This window comes from Comamonadaceae bacterium OTU4NAUVB1, assembly GCA_024372625.1.
GTDB lineage: Bacteria > Pseudomonadota > Gammaproteobacteria > Burkholderiales > Burkholderiaceae_C > Variovorax.
The window spans coordinates 1,362,687-1,380,461 of the sequence record CP099605.1; the positions used below are offsets into that span (position 1 = coordinate 1,362,687).

A 17,775-nucleotide genomic window follows, 5' to 3' on the forward strand; every position below is an offset into this window, starting at 1 on the left:
GGAAGCCCACCGGATGAAGCGCGGTCCCGTCAGCCCGCCGGCCCACGGCCCGGACGCGGCGCAGGGCGCATCCGACGGCGCGGAGGCGAGCGCGGCCGACTACCCGCTGTCGGTCGCCACGGCCGAGCACACGCCGCCCATCGACCACATGCTGGTGCGCGCACGCTCCTTCGCCGAACCGCTGATCGCCGACGAGACGCTCGACACCGGCGAGAACACCCTCGCGCACGCCGACGCCGTGGCCGCCATCGTCTCGGCCATGGGCGGCTCCGAGGCCATGCAGGCGGCGAGCTACCTCGTCTACACGTGCCAGCACCTCAACCGGCCGCAGGAAGTCATCGCCAAGGTCTTCGGCGACAACTTCGCCGCGCTCGCCGTCGAGACCACCAAGCTGGTCAACGTCCAGAAGCAGGCGCGCAGCGCGACGGCCGGGTCGCACGGGGCCGATGGCGGCGCGCAGACCGAGAACGTGCGCAAGATGCTGCTGGCGTTCTCGCGCGACCTGCGCGTGGTCATGCTGCGCCTCGCGTCCCGGCTGCAGACCCTGCGCCACGCCGCGGCCAGCCGCCGGCCGGTGCCCGAGGCGGTGGCGCGCGAGTCCCTGGAGGTGTTCGCGCCGCTGGCCAGCCGCCTGGGCATCTGGCAGGTCAAGTGGGAGATCGAGGACCTGTCGTTCCGCTTCCTGGAGCCCGAGACCTACAAGCTCATCGCCCGCTTGCTGGACGAGAAGCGCGTGGAGCGCGAGGGGTACGTGGAGCAGTTGCGCAGCCAGCTCGAGCACGAGCTGCACGCCCAGGGCATCGGCGCGACCGTGCAGGGACGGCCCAAGAACATCTACAGCATCGTCAAGAAGATGCGCGGCAAGTCGCTCGACTTCAATCAGGTCTTCGACATCCTGGCGCTGCGCGTGGTGGTGCCCGACGTGAAGGACTGCTATGCCGCGCTGGCCTGGGTGCACACGCACTTCGAGCCGATCGACGAGGAGTTCGACGACTACATCGCGCGGCCCAAGGCGAACGGCTACCAGTCGCTGCACACGGTGGTGCGCAAGGCCCACGACGGCCGGATCGGCAAGCCCATCGAGATCCAGATCCGCACCGAGCAGATGCACGACCACGCCGAGCACGGTGTGGCCGCGCACTGGGCCTACAAGGAGGCCGGCCCGCGCGGCTATGCCGGCGTGTGGGCCGGCGGCGAGTACGACGCCAAGATCGCGGTGCTGCGCCAGCTGCTGGCCTGGGAGCGCGACCTCTCCGACGGCCGCCAGGGCCAGGGCCTCTTCGACGACCGCATCTACGTGCTGACGCCCGACGCCTCGATCGTCGAGCTGCCCCAGGGCGCGACGGCGGTCGACTTCGCCTACACCGTCCACACCAGCCTGGGCCACCGCTGCCGCGGCGCGCGCATCGACGGCGTCATGCTGCCGCTGAACACGCCGTTGCAGAACGGCCAGACGGTGGAGGTGATCGCGGCGAAGGAGGGCGGCCCCTCGCGCGACTGGCTCAACGCCGAACTGGGTTATCTGGCCAGCCACCGCGCCCGTGCCAAGGTGCGCGCCTGGTTCAACGCCCAGGTCACGCACGAGACCGTGGCGCGCGGGCGCGAGGCGGTCGAGAAACTGCTGCAACGCGAGGGCCGCACGGCCTTCAAGCTGGAGGACCTCGCGTCGCAGCTGGGCTTCAAGTCGGCCGACCACCTGTTCGAGGTCGTCGGCAAGGACGAGTTCTCGCTGCGCAACATCGAGATGCTGCTGCGTCCGCCCAGCCCGGTGCCCGGACCGGACGAGGGCGTGCTCATCCGCAAGTCCAAGGGCAGCGAGAAGTCGGGCAAGGGCGGCGTGCTGGTGGTGGGCGTGTCGTCGCTGATGACGCAGCTGGCCAAGTGCTGCCGGCCGGCGCCGCCCGACGCCATCGGGGGCTTCGTCACGCGCGGCCACGGCGTGAGCGTGCACCGTGCGGACTGCAGCAACTTCCGCACGATGGCCGCGCACAGCGCCGAGCGCGTGATCGACGTCGAGTGGGGCACGCCCAAGCCGTCGGCCGACCAGCCGGTCTACGCCGTCGACGTGGCGGTCGAGGCCGCCGACCGGCAGGGCCTGCTGCGCGACATCTCCGACGTGCTCGCGCGCGAGAAGATGAACGTGATCGGCGTGCAGACGCAGTCGGTCAAGGGCACGGCGTGGATGACCTTCACGGTCGAGATCGCCAGCGCGGCACGGCTGCAGCACGTGCTGGGCACCGTCGCGATGGTGCCGGGCGTGCGCTCCGCGCGCAGGCGTTGATCAGGTACGGATTTTCATGCCATAATCGCGCTCTCGAATGAACGCAGGCGCGTAGCTCAGTTGGTTAGAGCACCACCTTGACATGGTGGGGGTCGTTGGTTCGAATCCAATCGCGCCTACCAACTCACCCTTGGTAGAAAACAAGTCCTTCCAGACCCACGGTCCGGAAGGATTTTTTTTGGCCGGTCGGCGGAACGGCCCGATGCCGCCTCCGCCCCGGCCGTTCAGCGTGCTCGGTGCGGGGTGCGGCGGCTCACTTCAGCTCGACCTTGATGTCGTCCTGCTGCACCGTGATCGCGCCGATCTCGTAGGTCTTGCGGCCGACCGTCAGGTCCTCCGGCTTGAAGGTGAGCAGCGGGTAGTCGCGCAGCAGCTCCTGCGCGACCAGCCCGCCGATGCGCTGCAGGCGCTGGGCGTCGGCACCGCCGATGCCCTGGAGTTCGATGCGGTCGGCCTTCGGCTGGTCCAGGCGCACGGCGCGCGCGGCGGCGTCGTAGCGCAGGGCGCTGCTGATCGTCACCACGCCGTCGATGCTGGAGGGCTGCATCAGCGGGCTGCCGATGGTCATGCGCGCGGCGATGGCGGCGCGGTTGGTCGGCGCGTCCAGGCCGAGCTGCGGGTCGCGCAGGTCGACCGTGAACAGCTCGGCGTAGCGCTGGCGCACCGGGAATCGCCTGGCGATCTGCGCCTGCATCTCGGCGCGGGTGGCCGTGTACTCGCTGAGGAAGAAATTGAAGCCCGCGAGCGTCGGCAACGCGGGCAGGGCGACGGCGCCGGCGGCGAGCCGGACGAGAAACAGGCGGCGGGGAGGGGAAAGGCGTCGGTGCATGGCGGGTCGGAGCTTGCCACGGCGCGGCGAGTTCCGAGCCATCGCCCCCGCGTCGCCTGCGCGACGCGCTCGGGACTTGCCCGATGCCGGCCGCCGACCTCGCGGCGTAGGCTGGCGGGCTCTCTGGAGACCTCATGGAACGTCCGCATTTCAAGTTCTGGCCGAAGCGCGTGCCCCGCGCGATCACCGTGCCGGCGACCTCGCTCTGGCACAACCTCGCCACCTCCGCCGCGCGCTATCCCGACAAGGACGCGCTGGTCTTCTTCGGCCAGGCCGTCAGCTACCGCGACTTCGTCGACCAGGCCGAGCGCCTGGCCGGCACCCTCCATGCGCTGGGCGTGCGGCGCGGCGACCGTGTGGTGCTCGCGATGCAGAACTGTCCGCAGCTGGTGATCGCGCATTTCGCCATCCTGCGCGCCAACGCGGTGGTCGTGCCGGTCAACCCGATGAACCGGGCGGAGGAGCTTAAGCACTACATCGTGGACCCCGATGCCAAGGTCGCCATCACCACCGGCGACCTGGCCGGCGAGGTGGCCAAGGCCAGCAACGCGCTGCCCCCCGGGCAGCGCCTGGCCCACCTGATCGCCACGCGGTTCACCGACGCCTTCGACCGCGACGTCGCCGGCGAGGAGGCGCCGGCGCCGGCCTGGCGCGAATGGCTCACGGCCGAACATCCGCTCCCCGCGCTCGACGGCGGCCGATGCATGCACTGGCGCGACGCCCTGGATGGCGCCAACGCGCCACCCGAGCACGTCGTGGGCGCGCACGACATGGCGCTGCTGCCCTACACCAGCGGGACCACCGGCCTGCCCAAGGGCTGCATCCATCCGCACTCGACCCTGATGGTCAACGCGGTCGCGAGCCAGCTGTGGGGCGCCGTGTCCTCGGAGGTCGTGGTGCTGGCGGTGGTGCCGATGTTCCACATCACCGGCATCGTCAGCATGATGCACACCACCATCCACGCCGGCGGCACGCTGGTGATCATGCCGCGCTGGGACCGCGAGGTGGCCGGACGCCTGATCTCGGTGCGCCGCATCACCAACTGGACCAACATCCCCACGATGGTGATCGACCTCATGGGAAGCCCCAACCTGGACGCCTTCGACCTGAGCAGCCTGACCTACATCGGCGGTGGCGGGGCGGCCATGCCGCAGGCGGTGGCGCAGCGGCTGTTCGAGCAGTACGGACTGCGCTACCAGGAAGGCTACGGGTTGACCGAGACGGCCGCGCCCTCGCACGCCAACCCGTTCGAGCATCCCAAGCAGCAGTGCCTGGGCATCCCGTTCGTGGGCGTCGATTCGCGCGTGGTGGACCCCGACACGCTGGCCGAGATGCCCGTGGGCGAGTCCGGCGAGGTCGTCACGCGCGGTCCGCAGGTGTTCCAGGGCTACTGGAAGCGACCCGACGCCACCGCCGCCGCCTTCGTCGAGATCGACGGCGAGCGCTTCTTCCGTACCGGCGACATGGCCCGCGTCGACGAGGACGGCTACTTCTTCATGACCGACCGCCTGAAGCGGATGATCAACGCCAGCGGCTTCAAGGTCTGGCCGGCGGAGGTCGAGCTGCTGATGTTCAGGAACCCCGCGATCCAGGAGGCCTGCGTGATCGCCATGAAGGACGCCTACCGCGGCGAATCGGTCAAGGCCGTGGTCGTGCTGCGCGCGACCCACCGCGACACCACCGCGCAGCAGGTCATCGACTGGTGCCGCGAGCACATGGCCGTCTACAAGATCCCGCGCGAGGTCGAGTTCGTCGACGCGCTGCCCAAGAGCGGCGCGGGCAAGGTGATGTGGCGCCTGCTGCAGGAGCGCGAGACGGCCAGGGGTACGTAACTTGCTTGCCCGAGGGCACCCATCACAGGAGCCTTTTTCACATGAGCCGCAACGACGTCACCGAGAAGATCATCACCGCCAAGGTGCTCAAGGGCATCAGCTGGAGCACCGTCGCCGAACGCGTCGGCCTGTCCAAGGAATGGACCACGGCCGCGTGCCTGGGCCAGATGACCTTCACGGCCGAGCAGGCCGACGTCGTCGCCGAGCTGTTCGACCTCGACGCCGACGACCGCAAGTGGCTGCAGGCCGTGCCGTACAAGGGCTCGCTGCCCACCGCCGTGCCCACCGACCCGCTGATCTACCGCTGGTACGAGATGGTCAACGTCTACGGCACCACCATCAAGGCGCTCATCCACGAGGAGTTCGGCGACGGCATCATGAGCGCCATCGACTTCTCGATGGACATCCAGCGTCAGGCCGACCCCAAGGGCGACCGCGTGCAGGTCGTGCTGTCGGGCAAGTTCCTGCCGTACAAGACCTACTGAGCGTCGGCCGCCACCGGGGAGCCATTGTGCCCGGCAGGGCTGCGGGCTTGTCCTACGGGGCCGTCGGGGCGCCGTCGATGACACTCTGGCGCACCCACGGAGACCCGGAGAACTTATGACGTACCCCCGGCCGCAGGCGCCGACCGCCAGCGCGCTGCGCGATGCCTTTCGCGAAGTGCGTGCAGAGAGCCTGGCCCGTGCCGCGCCGCTGTCGCCCGAAGACCAGTGCATCCAGTCGATGCCCGACGCCAGTCCCACCAAGTGGCACCTCGCGCACACCACCTGGTTCTTCGAGACGGTCCTGCTCCAGCCCCACCTGAGCGCCCATCGCCCGTTCGACGAGCGTTTCAACTTCCTTTTCAATTCCTACTACGAAGCCCTCGGCCCGCGCCATCCCCGACCGCAGCGGGGGCTGCTCACGCGCCCGTCGCGCGACGAGGTGCTGGCCTATCGCGCGCACGTCGACGGGGCGGTCGAGCGAATGTTCGACCAGGCGCTGCGCAGCGCCGCGACATGGAACGCCATCGAGCCGATCGTCTCGCTCGGGCTGCAGCACGAGCAGCAGCACCAGGAACTGCTCGTCACCGACATCCTGCACGCCTTCTCCTGCAACCCGCTGCTGCCGGCCTACCAGCCGGTGTCGGCGCCCGTGCTGCGGCTCGCGTCGGCCGCGCCGTCGACGCGCTGGCTCGAACATGTCGGCGGCCAGGTGCAGGTCGGCCACGACGGCGACGGCTTCGCGTTCGACAACGAGACGCCGCGCCACGCCGCGCTGCTGCAGCCGCACGCCATCGCCGACCGGCTGGTGACCTGCGGCGACTACGCCCGCTTCATCGCCGACGGCGGCTATCGCAACCCGGGCCTGTGGCTGTCCGACGGCTGGGCGCTGGTGCGCGCGCAGGGCTGGCAGGCACCGGCCTACTGGATCGAGGCCGGCGACCCGCGCCTGGCGGGCCATGCCCAGGGCGGCCCCGCCGACTGGCACGTCTTCGGCCTGCACGGCGTGCGCCCGCTGGACCCGGCCGAGCCCGTCGCGCAGCTGAGCCTGTACGAAGCGGCGGCCTATGCGGAATGGGCCGGCGCGCGCCTGCCGACCGAGTTCGAATGGGAGGTGGCCAGTGCCGACCCGGCGTTCCGCCAGGCCACCGGCCACGTCTGGCAGTGGACGCGTTCCTCCTACGATCCGTACCCCGGCTTCCGGCCGGCGCCGGGCATCGCCGCCGAATACAACGGCAAGTTCATGGTCGGCCAGCTGGTGCTGCGGGGCGGCAGCGTCGCCACGCCGTCGGGCCACACGCGGCCGAGCTACCGCAATTTCTTTCCCCCCGCCGCACGCTGGCAGTTCACGGGGCTGCGCCTCGCCAAGGATCTCTGAATGCGAGGTATTCCCCATCACACCGTCGCGACCGCGGCGGCCCAGACGCTCGCCGCACCGTCGGCATCCAGCCCGGCACCGGCAGCGTCCGGCCCCGCCCCGGCGGCGTCCTCCGAGTTCGGGCGCGACCTGCGCGCCGGCCTGTCCCGCCCGGTGCGCGGCATCTCGCCCAAGTTCTTCTACGACGCCCGCGGCTCGGCACTGTTCGACGGCATCTGCGCGCTGCCCGAGTACTACCCGACGCGCACCGAGCTGCGCATCCTGGCCGACTCGGCGGCGGAGATCGCCGCGCACATCGGGCCGCAGGCGGAGATCATCGAGTTCGGCGCCGGCTCGCTGACCAAGGTGCGGCTGCTGCTCGACGCCCTGGAGGCCCCGCGCCGCTACGTGCCCATCGACATCTCGGGCGACCACCTCGAGGGCGCCGCCGCGCGGCTGCGCGCGGACTATCCCGGCCTCGTCGTGCAGCCCGTGGCGGCCGACTACACGATGCCGCTGGTGCTGCCCGCGCCGGGCGAGGGCGCCGGACGGCGGGTCGGGTTCTTTCCCGGCTCCACGCTGGGCAACTTCACCTCCGACGAGGCGCTGTCGTTCCTGCAACTGGCCGCGCGCCTGCTGCGCGGTGGCGGGCTGCTGCTGGGCGTCGACCTGGTCAAGGACCCGGCGGTGCTGCATGCCGCCTACAACGATGCCCAGGGCATCACGGCCGCGTTCAACCTCAACCTGCTGCACCGCGCCAACGCCGAGCTGGGCACCGATTTCGACGTCGACGGCTTCACGCACGCGGCGTTCTACAACGCGCCGCACCGCCGCATCGAGATGCACCTGGTGAGCCGCCGCCGGCAGACCGTGACGCTCGACGGCGAGCGCTTCGAGTTCGCCGAGGGCGAGACGCTGCACACGGAGAATTCGCAGAAGTTCACCGTCGACGACCTGCGCGCCCTGGCGGTCCGGGCCGGCTTCACGCCCAAGGCGGTCTGGACCGACGCGGACCGCCTGTTCAGCGTGCACTGGCTGCAGGCGCCCGTCGCGGCACAATAGACCGGTGTCGCGCGACCATGCGCGCACGACGTATCCGCTACCCGCGCCGCAGCCCGCGGCGCCCTGGAGATCTCCCATGAAAGCAACCTGGAACGGCGCCACCATCGCCGAGAGCGACGACATCGTCGTGCTCGAAGGCAATCACTACTTCCCGATCGACTCGCTCAACCGCGACCACGTCACCTTCAGCAACCACCGCACCACCTGTCCCTGGAAGGGCGCGGCGAACTACTACTCGCTGCTGGTGAACGGGGAACTCAACGCCGACGCGGCCTGGTACTACGCCGATCCCAAGCCCGAAGCCGACGAGATCAGGAATCGGGTCGCCTTCTGGAAGGGCGTGAAGGTCGAGGCATGAGCCTCCACGTTCCAGCCGCGCGCGCCGCGGCGCGGCCGTGACCACCGCCTTCGCGCCGCCCGCGACGGCACCCGACGCGGTCGTCGGACGGCTGCGGACGCACGGCTACGCGGTGCTCGACCCCGAAGGGGTCGCCCGGTGGCTGGGCCTGCCGCTCGATGCCCTCGAACCCCTGCGCGCCGACTGGGACGACCTGCCGCCCGACGCCTACCTGAAGGATGGCGGACGCTACCGCCAGCGGCGCCATGCCTGTTTCCTGGTCGATGGCGAAGCGGTCGCGCCGGTGGCGCAGCGGGCGCACTGGCAACCGGTCGAATACAACGCGCTGCACGGCGGCATGCACCGCTGGTTCGCGCCCATGAAGGCGGCCAGCGTGGCGCTGCCCGCCTGGCAGGCCCTGATGGGCCGCCTCGCCGACGTGGCGAGCGCGCTGTACGGCGCGCGGCGCTGGTTCGTCGAGGCGCACCAGTTCCGCATCGACACCGCCGGCGGCATCGGCCGTCCCACGCCCGAGGGCGCGCACCGCGACGGCGTCGACCTGGTGGCCGTGATGCTGGTGGCGCGCACCGGCATCCGGGGCGGCGAGACGCGCGTCTTCGAGGCCGACGGCCCGCGCGGCGAGCGCTTCACGCTGACCGCGCCCTGGAGCCTCCTGCTGCTCGACGACGCCCGCGTCATCCACGAGTCCACGCCGATCCAGCCGCTGGCCGACCGCGACGGCAATCACCTGGCCGGGGGGCACCGCGACACGCTGGTCGTGACCTGCCGGCGCGACGGCTTCCAGGGCGGGTGACGCGCGCGCGAGTTAAATTGCGGCTTTTGACTCAACGCTCGGAGGTCCGCCCATGTTCCACCACATCCTGGTCCCCATCGACGGCTCCGAGACGTCCATGCTGGCGGTCAGCAAGGCCAGCGGCCTGGCGCTCGCGTTCGGCAGCCGCATCACGCTGATCCACGTCATCGACAACTATCCGTTCATCGGTGTCGGCGCGGACTACGCGCTCGGCCAGAACGAATACCTCGCCGCCGCCACCGCGGGTGCCCGCGCGGCGCTCGCCCACGGCGTCGAGGCCCTCGCGGCCGAGGGACTGCACAGCGACCAGCGCGTGGTCGACGGCCATGTCGTGCACGAGGGCATCGTCGACACCGCCGTGGGGCTGGGCGCCGACCTGATCGTGATGGGCTCGCACGGCCGCGCCGGCATCGAGAAGCTGCTGCTGGGCAGCGTCACGCAGCGCGTGCTGCAGGACGCGCCGATGCCGGTGATGGTGGTCAAGGGTCGCTGAGGCGACCCCGGCCTTCCGATCAGAACGGTGCCGGGCTCTCGAAGCGCAGGGTCTCGCCCGTGGCCGGATGACGCAGCGTCAGTGCGCTCGCGTGCAGCAGCAGGCGTGGCGAGCGTGCCTGCACGGCGGCGTCGCCATAGAGCGCATCGCCCAGGATCGGATGGCCGATCGAGGCCAGGTGCACGCGCAGCTGGTGCGTGCGCCCGGTGGTCGGCACCAGCAGCACCCGGCTCGCGCGGCGCTCCGGCAGCGCTTCCAGGACGCGCCAGCGCGTGAGGCTCGGCTTGCCGGCGGCGTCGATCACCCGCAGCGGGCGGCGCGGCCAGTCCGGCGCGATCGGCGCGTCGATCACCGACCAGCCGCGCGCATCGGACCCGGTCGCGCCCGGCAGGCCGTCGACGACGGCCTCGTAGCGCTTGTCGACGTCCCGGTTCGCGAAGGCGTCGCCCAGCGCGCGCTGCGTCGCGCCGTCGCGTGCCATCAGCACCAGGCCGCTGGTGGCCATGTCGAGCCGGTGCACGACGCGCGCATCGGGCCAGCGGGCGATGGCGCGCGCGCTCAGGCAGTCCTGCTTGTCGGCGCCGCGGCCGGGCACGCACAGGAGCCCGGCGGGTTTCTCCAGCACCAGCAGGTGGGCGTCCTCGTGGTGGGCGAAGGGAGCGGGCATGGGCTATTCTCGATCGGATGCCCGACGCCGCCTCCGATACCGCTTCCACGCCGCTTCCCCCCACCTTCACCGACCTGACCCGCGAGCGCCCCTTCATGCGGATGTGGACGGCGCGGCTGTTCGGCACCGCGGCCAGCCAGATGCTGCTGGTGGCCATCGGCTGGCACATGTACGACCTGACCGGCAGCGCCTGGGACCTGGGGCTGGTCGGGCTCTACCAGTTCGTGCCGGCGCTGGTGCTGGCGCTCTACGCGGGCCACGTGGTCGACCGCCACCACCGCGGGCGCATCGTGGCGGTGTGCTTCGCGGTCCAGGGCGTGGTCGCGCTGGCACTGCTGCTGGCCCACGTCGAGCACCGCGATTCGCGCGCGCTGCTGCTGGGGCTGTCGGTGGTGCTGGGCGCGGTGCGTGCCTTCCAGATGCCGGCCCAGCAGGCGCTCACGCCGATGCTGGTGCCCCCGGTCATGCTGCCGCGCGCCATGGCCTTCAGTTCGGCCGGCATGCAGGGCGCGATCATCGGCGGCCCCGCGCTCGGCGGACTGCTGTTCGCCCTGGGCACCGGCGTCGTCTACGGCGCGAGCGTGGCGCTGTTCCTGGTCGGCGGCGTGCTGGTCGCGGGCCTGCGCTACGTGCAACCCGCGCGCGTGCGCGAGCCGGTGACGCTGGCGACCGTGTTCGCCGGCGTCGACTTCATCTGGCGCCGCAAGCCCGTGCTGGGCGCGATCTCGCTGGACCTCTTCGCCGTGCTGCTGGGCGGCGCGGTGGCGCTGCTGCCGATCTACGCGCGCGACATCCTGCACACCGGCGCCTGGGGCATGGGGCTGCTGCGCAGCGCCCCGGCGGCCGGCGCGCTGGTGGCCTCGGTGTGGCTCACGCGGCGGCCGATCGAGCGCCGGGTCGGGCGCACGCTCCTGATCGCGGTGGCGGCCTTCGGCGTGTGCATGGTGGTGTTCGGCCTGTCGCGCAGCTTCATGATCTCGCTGGTCGCGCTGGCCGTCTCGGGCGCGGCCGACATGGTCAATGTCGTCATCCGCCAGACCCTGGTGCAGCTGGAGACGCCCGACGCGATGCGCGGGCGGGTCAGCGCGGTCAATTCGATCTTCATCGGCGCGAGCAACCAGCTCGGCGAATTCGAATCCGGCGCCACGGCGGCGCTGCTCGGACCGGTGGGCTCGGTGGTGCTGGGCGGTCTGGGCACCGTGGGCGTGGCGCTGGCGTGGTTCAAGCTGTTCCCGTCGCTCGCCCAGCGTGACCGGCTCGTGGCGCCGGCCGTGGCGGTCACGCCAGCGGTGAAGTGACCTCGATGTCGCCGAGCGGCTCGGCCACGCAGGGCAGGAACCAGCCTTCGGCCTTTTCCTCGGCGCTGAGGCCGGGCCATTCGATGGTGTGGCGCACCCGGCCCGCCGTCAGCAGACAGATGCAGGTGCGGCAGGTGCCGTTGCGGCACGCGCTGGGCAGGTCGATTCCGGCCGCCTCGGCGGCGCGCAGCACGGTCTGCGCGGGCTGGATGACGAATTCCCGCTCGAGTGGCGACAGGCGCGCCTTCATCATGGCCCGGCGTCCGGCCGGCCGCCACCACCGCCGCGACGCTGCTCGCGCAGCATGAAGAGGTACAGGCCCTCGACCTTCTCGCGCGCCCACGGGGTCCTGCGCAGCAGCTTCAGGCTCGACGCGATGCTCGGGTCGCTGGTGAAGCAGCGCAGCGGAACGCGCTCGCCCAGCCCCTGCCAGCCATAGTGCGCCTGGAGCGCGGTGACGATGGCCTCCAGCGTCAGGCCGTGCAGCGGATTGCGCGGCTGGGAGGCGGGCGCGGGCGCGGGCGCCGGTGCCGGTCGGGGCGGAAGGTCCTGGGTCACCTGGGCACCGGCCTGGTCACTTGTCCTTGAGCTTGCCGCGCGGGATGACCGCCGTGGTCACCGTGCGCACGACGGGCTCGCCGCTGGTGGACGGCAGCTTGGGCGGCGACGTGTCCTTCTTGGGTTTTTTGGTTTCCTTGCTGCTGCGTTGCTGACCTTTGGCCATGGGGGGTCTCCAGGAGTGCGATGGGGTAAAAACGTGAAAGGGCAGTTTAGCGGCGCGGCGACAATGGCCGACACCGCGACGGGCCCGCCGGAACGCCGGCCGCCGCCGCGATGCCGGGCGGGCGCCACGGTGCGCCGGACGCATCGGCCCCGGACCCGCGTGGCGCGTCGGTGCGGAGGTCGACCGGCCCGTCCGCCTTTTTCCGTTCTTCTCACTTCATTCCTTTTTTCTGTCTGTCCGCCATGTCTGATTACGAAGTCCGCCCCGCCACGATGCGCGATGCCAGGGCCATCGCCGAAGTCCACGCCGCCGCCGCGGCGGCCGCCTATGCCGGCATCCTTCCCGACGACGAATTGCGCGCCCTGGCGCCGGCCACGCGCGAATCCAAGTGGCGCGAGGCGATCGAGTTCAGCGAGCCGCAGGTGCAGGTCGCCGTGGCGGGCACCGAGGTCGTCGGCTTCGTGGGCTTCGATCGCTCGCGCGACCCCAAGACGCCGTCGACCACCGGCGAGATCTGGGCGCTCCACATCAAGCCCGACCACTGGGGCAAGGGCGTGGGCGTGGCGCTCTGGGACGCCGCGCGCGAGGGCCTGGAGGACGAGGGCTGCACCACCGTCACGCTGTGGGTGCCGCTGCGCAACGATCGCGCCATGCGCTTCTTCGAACTCGCCGGCTTCAAGCGCGAGATGAAGACCGCCAAGACCACGGCGCTGGGCACCGTCAAGATCGAGGAAATCCGCCTCAAGCGCAGCGTCGTCTGAGTCCGGTCGATTTCCATGGCCTCCAGTCTCTTCCTCCTGATCGACGACATCGCGGCGGTCCTCGACGACGTCGCCGTGCTCACCAAGCTAGCGGCCAAGAAGACCGCCGGCGTGCTCGGCGACGACCTCGCCCTCAACGCGCAGCAGGTCACCGGCGTCACGGCCGAGCGCGAGCTGCCCGTGGTGTGGGCGGTGTGCAAGGGCTCCTTCGTCAACAAGGCGATCCTGGTGCCGGCGGCGCTGCTGATCGGCAGCTTCGCGCCCTGGGCGATCACGCCGCTGCTCATGGTGGGCGGTGCCTTCCTGTGTTTCGAGGGCGTCGAGAAACTGGCGCACCGCTTCCTGCATCCCGAGGCCCGCAAGGACGACGAGGCGCGCCTGACCCGGGCCGTGGCGCAGGACGAGGTCGACGTCGCCGCGCTCGAGAAGGACAAGGTCAAGGGTGCGATCCGCACCGACTTCATCCTCTCGGCCGAGATCATCGTGATCACCCTGGGCACCGTGGCCGGCCAGTCGTTCGTCACGCAGGTGACGGTGCTGGTGGGCATCGCCCTGGTGATGACGGCCGGTGTCTACGGCCTGGTGGCGGGCATCGTGAAGCTCGACGACGCCGGGCTCCACCTGAGCCGGCGCGAGGGGGCGGGCGCGCGGGCGCTGGGCCGGGGCATCCTGGCCGCGGCGCCGTGGCTCATGAAGGCGCTGTCGGTGGTGGGGACGGCCGCGATGTTCCTGGTGGGCGGCGGCATCCTGGTGCATGGCGTGCCGGCGGTCGGGCACGCGGTCGAGGCCTGGGCGGCCGGCGTGGGAGGGCTGGTCGGCTCGCTGGGCTCGATGCTCGCCAACGCGGGGGTCGGCATCGCCGCCGGTGCCGTCGTGCTGGCGGTGGTCGAAGGGGCGAAGCGCCTGTGGGGCCGGCGCTGAACGGTCGCACCGGCCGCGCGCGCGCCCGGTCCGGGCGCGGTCAGCGCGGGCGTCGTCTCAGCCGCTGCACCAGATCGACCGCGACGAGCGCGAGACCCAGCACCAGCGCGAACCAGCCGACCACGGCGGCGCCGCCGACCATGTCGCGCCACGTCGGGGATTGCAGGAAGCGCGGACCGACGAGGACGGCGATGCCGATGAGCGCGCACAGGATGCCGCGCTCGAGCATGCGCGGCGGTCGTGAGGGTTTGGAAGCCATGGCGGGGAGTTTAGGTGCGCGCCCCGGACCACGAACGACGCCGTCCCGCCATCGCGGCGGGCCTGGCGGCATGCACGGAGACTCGACATGCGGATGAAGACATCGCGCGCCATCGCGCTGGCAGCGGCCTTGCTGGTTGTCGCATCGGCCCGGGCCCAGCTGCCGCCGCAGGACCCGGCGCGGTTCCCGGCCGCGGCCACGCGCTTCCTCGACGACGAGATGCCCAGGATGGAGGCGGCCGTGCGCGCGGGCGACCGCGACTTCTTCGAGGGCGCCACCGAGCGCATGGTCGCGTTCTCCGAGGACTGGGATTTCAAGGCGCACACCAACCCGGACCTGGCGCCCTACGCGGCCTGCACGGTGGCGGTCTCCGACCTCGTGGTGGTCGGCCTGTGCCGGCTGGTGCCCGGCAGTCCGGTGTGCGAGCCGGGCCTGGCGGCGCAGTTCGCGCGCAACGTCGCGCAGTGCCGGCAACAGGCCGCGCGCTGAGGCGGCGCGCGCCGGGCGCCGACGTTCAGGGCGCCGACAGCCGGTAGCTCAGCTGCAGGCTCACCCGCGTCTTGCGCAGCGGGTTGTTCAACGCCGCGTCGCCGGTGGGCTTGGCGACCGCCACGTCGATGCTGTAGTGGCGCGCGTCCGACACCCGCAGCCCGAGCGCCATCGAGCGCAACTCGCGCGGCAGCGGCTCGCCGTAGCGCGTCGAGACCCGGGCCGCCTCCAGCAGCACGTAGGGCTCGACCTGCCGCAGCCACGGCAGGTCCAGCGCGAACTGCCGGTTGAATTCCACCCCGACGCCCCAGCCGGCGTCGCCGGCGCCGTCGCCCGGCGCGTAGCCGCGCGCGAAGCGCGGCCCGCCGAAGGCGATGCGTTCCGAGGCGGCGAGCGACTGGCCGCTGTACTGCCCGCCGAACGACACGCCCGTGCCCCAGCCGCCGGAGAAGCGGTCGCGCTGGCTCGCGTCGAAGGTCACGCGGGTGAAATCGGTCTGCGACAGGCCCACGCCGTTGAGCGCGTCGATGTTGCTGCGCACCACCGCCCGCGCGCCCAGGCCGTCGATGCCGTGCGCGAGCAGGGCGCTGGCGCTGCGGCTGCGTCCGGGGGTCGCATCGACATAGGCCAGCTGCGCGAACAGGGCGCGCACGCGCGTGTCCTCGCTCAGGGTGACGCCGTTGGCCGGCACCCGGTAGTCGTCGGAATTGTCGACCGCGTAGAAGCCGCCGTTGAGCGTCAGGCTGCCGCGCGCATCCAGCCGCAGGGGTTGACTGGCCGAGAGTTCGGCGCGCTGGTTGGTGTTGCGGCGCTCCAGCGGGGCGCCGCGGCCGAGGCGGGAGTCGGGGTAGCCGCTGTAGCGCGTCAGGCTGGTCCGCCAGGCCAGCCCGTCGGCGCCGACGAGCTGCGTGTAGCCGAGCGTGAAGAGCTTCTCGCGCGAGAAATCGCCCACCAGCGTCGACGCGCTGAGCTGTCCGCCGGCGACGAAGGGATCGTTCCACACGCCGTTGAGGACGGCGCGCGAGCGCGGCTGGCGCAGGTCGGCGCCCAGCGAGACGTCGTAGGGCACGCGCTTGACCTTGAGCACCAGTTCGGTGGCGCCGTCGGTGGTGCCGGGCATCGACGCGGTGGCCGCCACCGTCAGGCCCGGCATGCGCGCGAGCAGCTGGGTGACGCGCTCGAAGGTCGCTTGCCGCAACGGCCGCTCGGCCAGCAGCGGCGCCGCGATCTCGCGCAGCTTGGGCGTGGCCGGCCCGGCGTCGCCCTCGATGCGCAGGCCGGAGAGGTAGCCCTCGACCGCCACCACGCGCACCACGCCGCCGGCGAACGTCTGGTCGGGCACGAAGACGAAGGACAGCGGATGGCCCGCGTCCCGATAGAGCGCGCTGGCCTCGGTGGCGCGCTGGACCAGTTGCGCCGCCGTCGTCGGCCGGCCGGCGAGCGGCGCGAACAGCGCGGCGACGCGTTCGAAGGGCAGGGCGCGCACGCCCTCGATGTCGAAGCGCGTGGCGGTGAAGGATTGCTCCAGCCGGTTGCCGGTCGGGCCGGCCGGCGCGCGCAGTTCGACTCGGGGCGCCGGATCGCGCGGCGCCGGCACGGGGGCGGGCGCCGGCAGCTGGTCGAGCGGATTGCCCGGCCGCGCGTTCTGCGCCTGCAGCGCGGCGGCACCGCCAGCCAGCGCGAGCGCCACGCCGACACGCAGGAGAGGCATCGGCCTGGCGATGACGCTCATCATTTCGAGACCGTGCGGCCGCCCAGGCCGAGCGTCGCGCCCACGCCCACGAGCAGGCCGCCGCCAGTGGCCCCGCCCGTGGCCGAGCCCCCGCTGAGGCCCCCGACGGCCGTGCCGAGGGTGCCCACCGTCTGGCCCACGGCCGCGCCCACGCCGCCCGCGACGTTCGCGACCGTCGCGGCCACCGGCACCGCCACCGCCGCCGCCACCGGCGACACCACCGCGGCCACGCCCGAGACGGCGCCCGAGGCGATCTGACTCACCGGCGCGGCCAGCCCGGCGACCGCACCCCCCGGCGCACCCGCCCCGCCCGGGAGCACGCCCCCGGCGATGCCGCCCACCGTGGCCAGCGCGCCGCCGACCACGCCCGAGGCCACGCCCGTGCCCACGCCCGCGGCCGTGCCCACCGTGCCCACCAGCGCGCCCGCGCCGCTCGCCGCACCGGCGCCGCCCAGGCCCGCGACCGTGCCGATGGCCGTCGGCAGCCCGGCGACCGCGCCGCCGACCAGGCCGCCGGCCGTCGCGCCACCGATACCACCCGCGCCGCCCGTACCCGTCGCGGTCACGAGGCCCCCGACGCTCGCCACCGTCGCCCCCACGGGCTGGGTGAGCGCGGTGAGCCCGCCCACGGGCAGCTGCTGGAGCCGGTTGCCCACGCCGTCGAGCAGCCCGTCCACCGGCTGGCCGATGCCCGTGGCGTCGCCCAGGCGCTGCGTGAGGGTGGGCACGCTGTCGATGCGCGCGACGACCTGGCTCGCGCCGCCCGTGATCTGGCGCACCACGTCGGCGCCGGTCACGGTGTCGAGCCGGTCGGCGAGGACGCCGACGCCCTCGCCCACGCGGCCCAGCACGTTGCCGGCCACGTCCGTGACGCTGCCCAGGGGCGTGCCCTCGGCGATCGAGGCGAGCGCGACGCCGGTCGTCGAGACCGTCGCGCCCGCGCCCTCGACGACCGCCGGCAGGCCCGCGAGGGTCTTGCCCACGACGTCCTGGCCGGTGCCCAGCTGGCCGAGGCCCGTGCTCACGGCCGCACCGGCGCTGCCCACCGTCGCGCCGGCCTCGGCCAGCACGCCGCCCAGGGCCGTGCGGGCCCCGGTGGTGGCGACGACCTCGCCCACGCCGCTCACGACCTCGCCGGTCTTGCCCAGCAGCTGGCCGGTGGCCGAGGCCACGGCGGCGTCCGTGCCGCCGGTGCCTCCTGTGCCGCCCGTGCCGCCGGGAGTGCCGCCGGGGACGCCGGGAAGGTTCCCGGGCAGGCCACCGCCCGTGCCGGCGCCCGTGCCGCCACCGGCGACGCCCGTGCCGCCGCTCGCGCCCGTGCCGCCGTCGGCCACGCCGGTACCCGAGGTGCCGTCCTTGTCGCTGCCGGTGCCACCCATGCCACCCAGGTTGTCGCCGTTGTCGCCCTTGGCTCCGCCGCCCAGGCCGCCCGGCGTG

Annotated in this window: 19 protein-coding genes, 1 tRNA gene and 2 pseudogenes; 14 read left to right on the forward strand and 8 right to left on the reverse strand. The window is 72.4% G+C overall.

Annotation, left to right across the window (positions count from 1 at the left end; genetic code table 11):
- Positions 1–13 precede the first annotated feature (13 nt).
- On the forward strand, positions 14–2,281 hold the full coding sequence (locus tag NF681_09790) for a bifunctional (p)ppGpp synthetase/guanosine-3',5'-bis(diphosphate) 3'-pyrophosphohydrolase (protein UST55432.1): 2,268 nt from the start codon (positions 14–16) through the stop codon (positions 2,279–2,281).
- Between the two features lie 45 nt (positions 2,282–2,326).
- A tRNA-Val gene (locus tag NF681_09795) sits at positions 2,327–2,403 on the forward strand.
- Between the two features lie 131 nt (positions 2,404–2,534).
- On the opposite strand, the gene NF681_09800 is transcribed toward NF681_09795, so the two are convergent.
- Entirely contained in the window at positions 2,535–3,110 is a 576-nt protein-coding gene (locus NF681_09800) for a DUF1439 domain-containing protein (protein ID UST55433.1), read from the reverse strand.
- A gap of 134 nt (positions 3,111–3,244) precedes the next feature.
- Here NF681_09800 and NF681_09805 point away from each other — a divergent pair, with 134 nt between their 5' ends.
- From NF681_09805 to NF681_09835, 7 genes are all read left to right on the forward strand, one after another.
- The gene (locus NF681_09805; GenBank protein ID UST55434.1) at positions 3,245–4,942 is read left to right on the forward strand and encodes a long-chain fatty acid--CoA ligase; all 1,698 of its coding nucleotides are present in this window, start codon (positions 3,245–3,247) and stop codon (positions 4,940–4,942) included.
- A 41-nt stretch (positions 4,943–4,983) separates the two neighbouring features.
- Positions 4,984–5,427, forward strand: coding sequence for a cyanase (gene cynS, locus NF681_09810; GenBank protein ID UST55435.1), 444 nt, complete (start codon positions 4,984–4,986; stop codon positions 5,425–5,427).
- 115 nt (positions 5,428–5,542) lie between these two features.
- On the forward strand, positions 5,543–6,802 hold the full coding sequence (gene egtB, locus NF681_09815; GenBank protein ID UST55436.1) for an ergothioneine biosynthesis protein EgtB: 1,260 nt from the start codon (positions 5,543–5,545) through the stop codon (positions 6,800–6,802).
- On the forward strand, positions 6,803–7,843 hold the full coding sequence (gene egtD, locus NF681_09820; protein UST55437.1) for an L-histidine N(alpha)-methyltransferase: 1,041 nt from the start codon (positions 6,803–6,805) through the stop codon (positions 7,841–7,843).
- 76 nt (positions 7,844–7,919) lie between these two features.
- Entirely contained in the window at positions 7,920–8,201 is a 282-nt protein-coding gene (locus tag NF681_09825) for a DUF427 domain-containing protein (protein UST55438.1), read from the forward strand.
- A 37-nt stretch (positions 8,202–8,238) separates the two neighbouring features.
- Positions 8,239–8,994, forward strand: coding sequence for a 2OG-Fe dioxygenase family protein (locus NF681_09830; GenBank protein ID UST55439.1), 756 nt, complete (start codon positions 8,239–8,241; stop codon positions 8,992–8,994).
- A 52-nt stretch (positions 8,995–9,046) separates the two neighbouring features.
- Positions 9,047–9,487, forward strand: coding sequence for a universal stress protein (locus NF681_09835; protein UST55440.1), 441 nt, complete (start codon positions 9,047–9,049; stop codon positions 9,485–9,487).
- Between the two features lie 19 nt (positions 9,488–9,506).
- Here the strand turns inward: NF681_09835 and NF681_09840 are convergent, their stop codons facing one another.
- Positions 9,507–10,154 carry an RluA family pseudouridine synthase gene (locus tag NF681_09840; protein ID UST55441.1) on the reverse strand — a complete coding sequence of 216 codons (648 nt, stop codon included), beginning with the start codon at positions 10,152–10,154 and terminating at the stop codon, positions 9,507–9,509.
- A 95-nt stretch (positions 10,155–10,249) separates the two neighbouring features.
- Here NF681_09840 and NF681_09845 point away from each other — a divergent pair, with 95 nt between their 5' ends.
- Positions 10,250–11,452, forward strand: coding sequence for an MFS transporter (locus NF681_09845; protein UST55734.1), 1,203 nt, complete (start codon positions 10,250–10,252; stop codon positions 11,450–11,452).
- On the opposite strand, the gene NF681_09850 is transcribed toward NF681_09845, so the two are convergent.
- Genes NF681_09850 through NF681_09860 form a run of 3 tightly spaced genes read right to left on the reverse strand, consistent with a single transcriptional unit; the run spans position 11,433 to position 12,176 of the window.
- Positions 11,433–11,702, reverse strand: coding sequence for a 2Fe-2S iron-sulfur cluster-binding protein (locus NF681_09850; GenBank protein ID UST55735.1), 270 nt, complete (start codon positions 11,700–11,702; stop codon positions 11,433–11,435). The genes NF681_09845 and NF681_09850 overlap by 20 nt on opposite strands.
- Positions 11,702–12,010 (reverse strand): VF530 family protein, encoded by a 309-nt coding sequence (locus NF681_09855; GenBank protein UST55442.1) that lies wholly within the window; start codon positions 12,008–12,010, stop codon positions 11,702–11,704. The genes NF681_09850 and NF681_09855 overlap by 1 nt, the downstream gene beginning before the upstream one ends.
- A gap of 16 nt (positions 12,011–12,026) precedes the next feature.
- On the reverse strand, positions 12,027–12,176 hold the full coding sequence (locus tag NF681_09860) for a hypothetical protein (protein UST55443.1): 150 nt from the start codon (positions 12,174–12,176) through the stop codon (positions 12,027–12,029).
- A gap of 242 nt (positions 12,177–12,418) precedes the next feature.
- Between NF681_09860 and NF681_09865 the strand changes: the two genes are divergently transcribed.
- Both NF681_09865 and NF681_09870 read left to right on the forward strand, forming a co-directional pair.
- Positions 12,419–12,937, forward strand: coding sequence for a GNAT family N-acetyltransferase (locus tag NF681_09865; protein UST55444.1), 519 nt, complete (start codon positions 12,419–12,421; stop codon positions 12,935–12,937).
- A gap of 15 nt (positions 12,938–12,952) precedes the next feature.
- Positions 12,953–13,858, forward strand: coding sequence for a DUF808 domain-containing protein (locus tag NF681_09870; GenBank protein UST55445.1), 906 nt, complete (start codon positions 12,953–12,955; stop codon positions 13,856–13,858).
- A gap of 40 nt (positions 13,859–13,898) precedes the next feature.
- Here NF681_09870 and NF681_09875 read toward each other — a convergent pair whose 3' ends face one another.
- Positions 13,899–14,117, reverse strand: a complete 219-nt coding sequence (locus tag NF681_09875; protein UST55446.1) for a hypothetical protein — start codon at positions 14,115–14,117, stop codon at positions 13,899–13,901.
- An 87-nt stretch (positions 14,118–14,204) separates the two neighbouring features.
- Here NF681_09875 and NF681_09880 point away from each other — a divergent pair, with 87 nt between their 5' ends.
- Positions 14,205–14,606: a hypothetical protein gene (locus NF681_09880; protein ID UST55447.1), complete on the forward strand. Its 402-nt coding sequence runs from the start codon at positions 14,205–14,207 to the stop codon at positions 14,604–14,606.
- A gap of 25 nt (positions 14,607–14,631) precedes the next feature.
- On the opposite strand, the gene NF681_09885 is transcribed toward NF681_09880, so the two are convergent.
- Complete coding sequence (locus NF681_09885) at positions 14,632–16,317, reverse strand: ShlB/FhaC/HecB family hemolysin secretion/activation protein (GenBank protein ID UST55448.1); 1,686 nt, start codon at positions 16,315–16,317, stop codon at positions 14,632–14,634.
- A 384-nt stretch (positions 16,318–16,701) separates the two neighbouring features.
- On the opposite strand from NF681_09885, the pseudogene NF681_09890 reads away from it, so the two are divergent.
- Positions 16,702–16,800, forward strand: a pseudogene (locus tag NF681_09890) (SPOR domain-containing protein).
- A 233-nt stretch (positions 16,801–17,033) separates the two neighbouring features.
- On the opposite strand, the pseudogene NF681_09895 reads toward NF681_09890, so the two are convergent.
- A pseudogene (locus NF681_09895) lies at positions 17,034–17,717 on the reverse strand (collagen-like triple helix repeat-containing protein).
- Positions 17,718–17,775 lie beyond the last annotated feature (58 nt).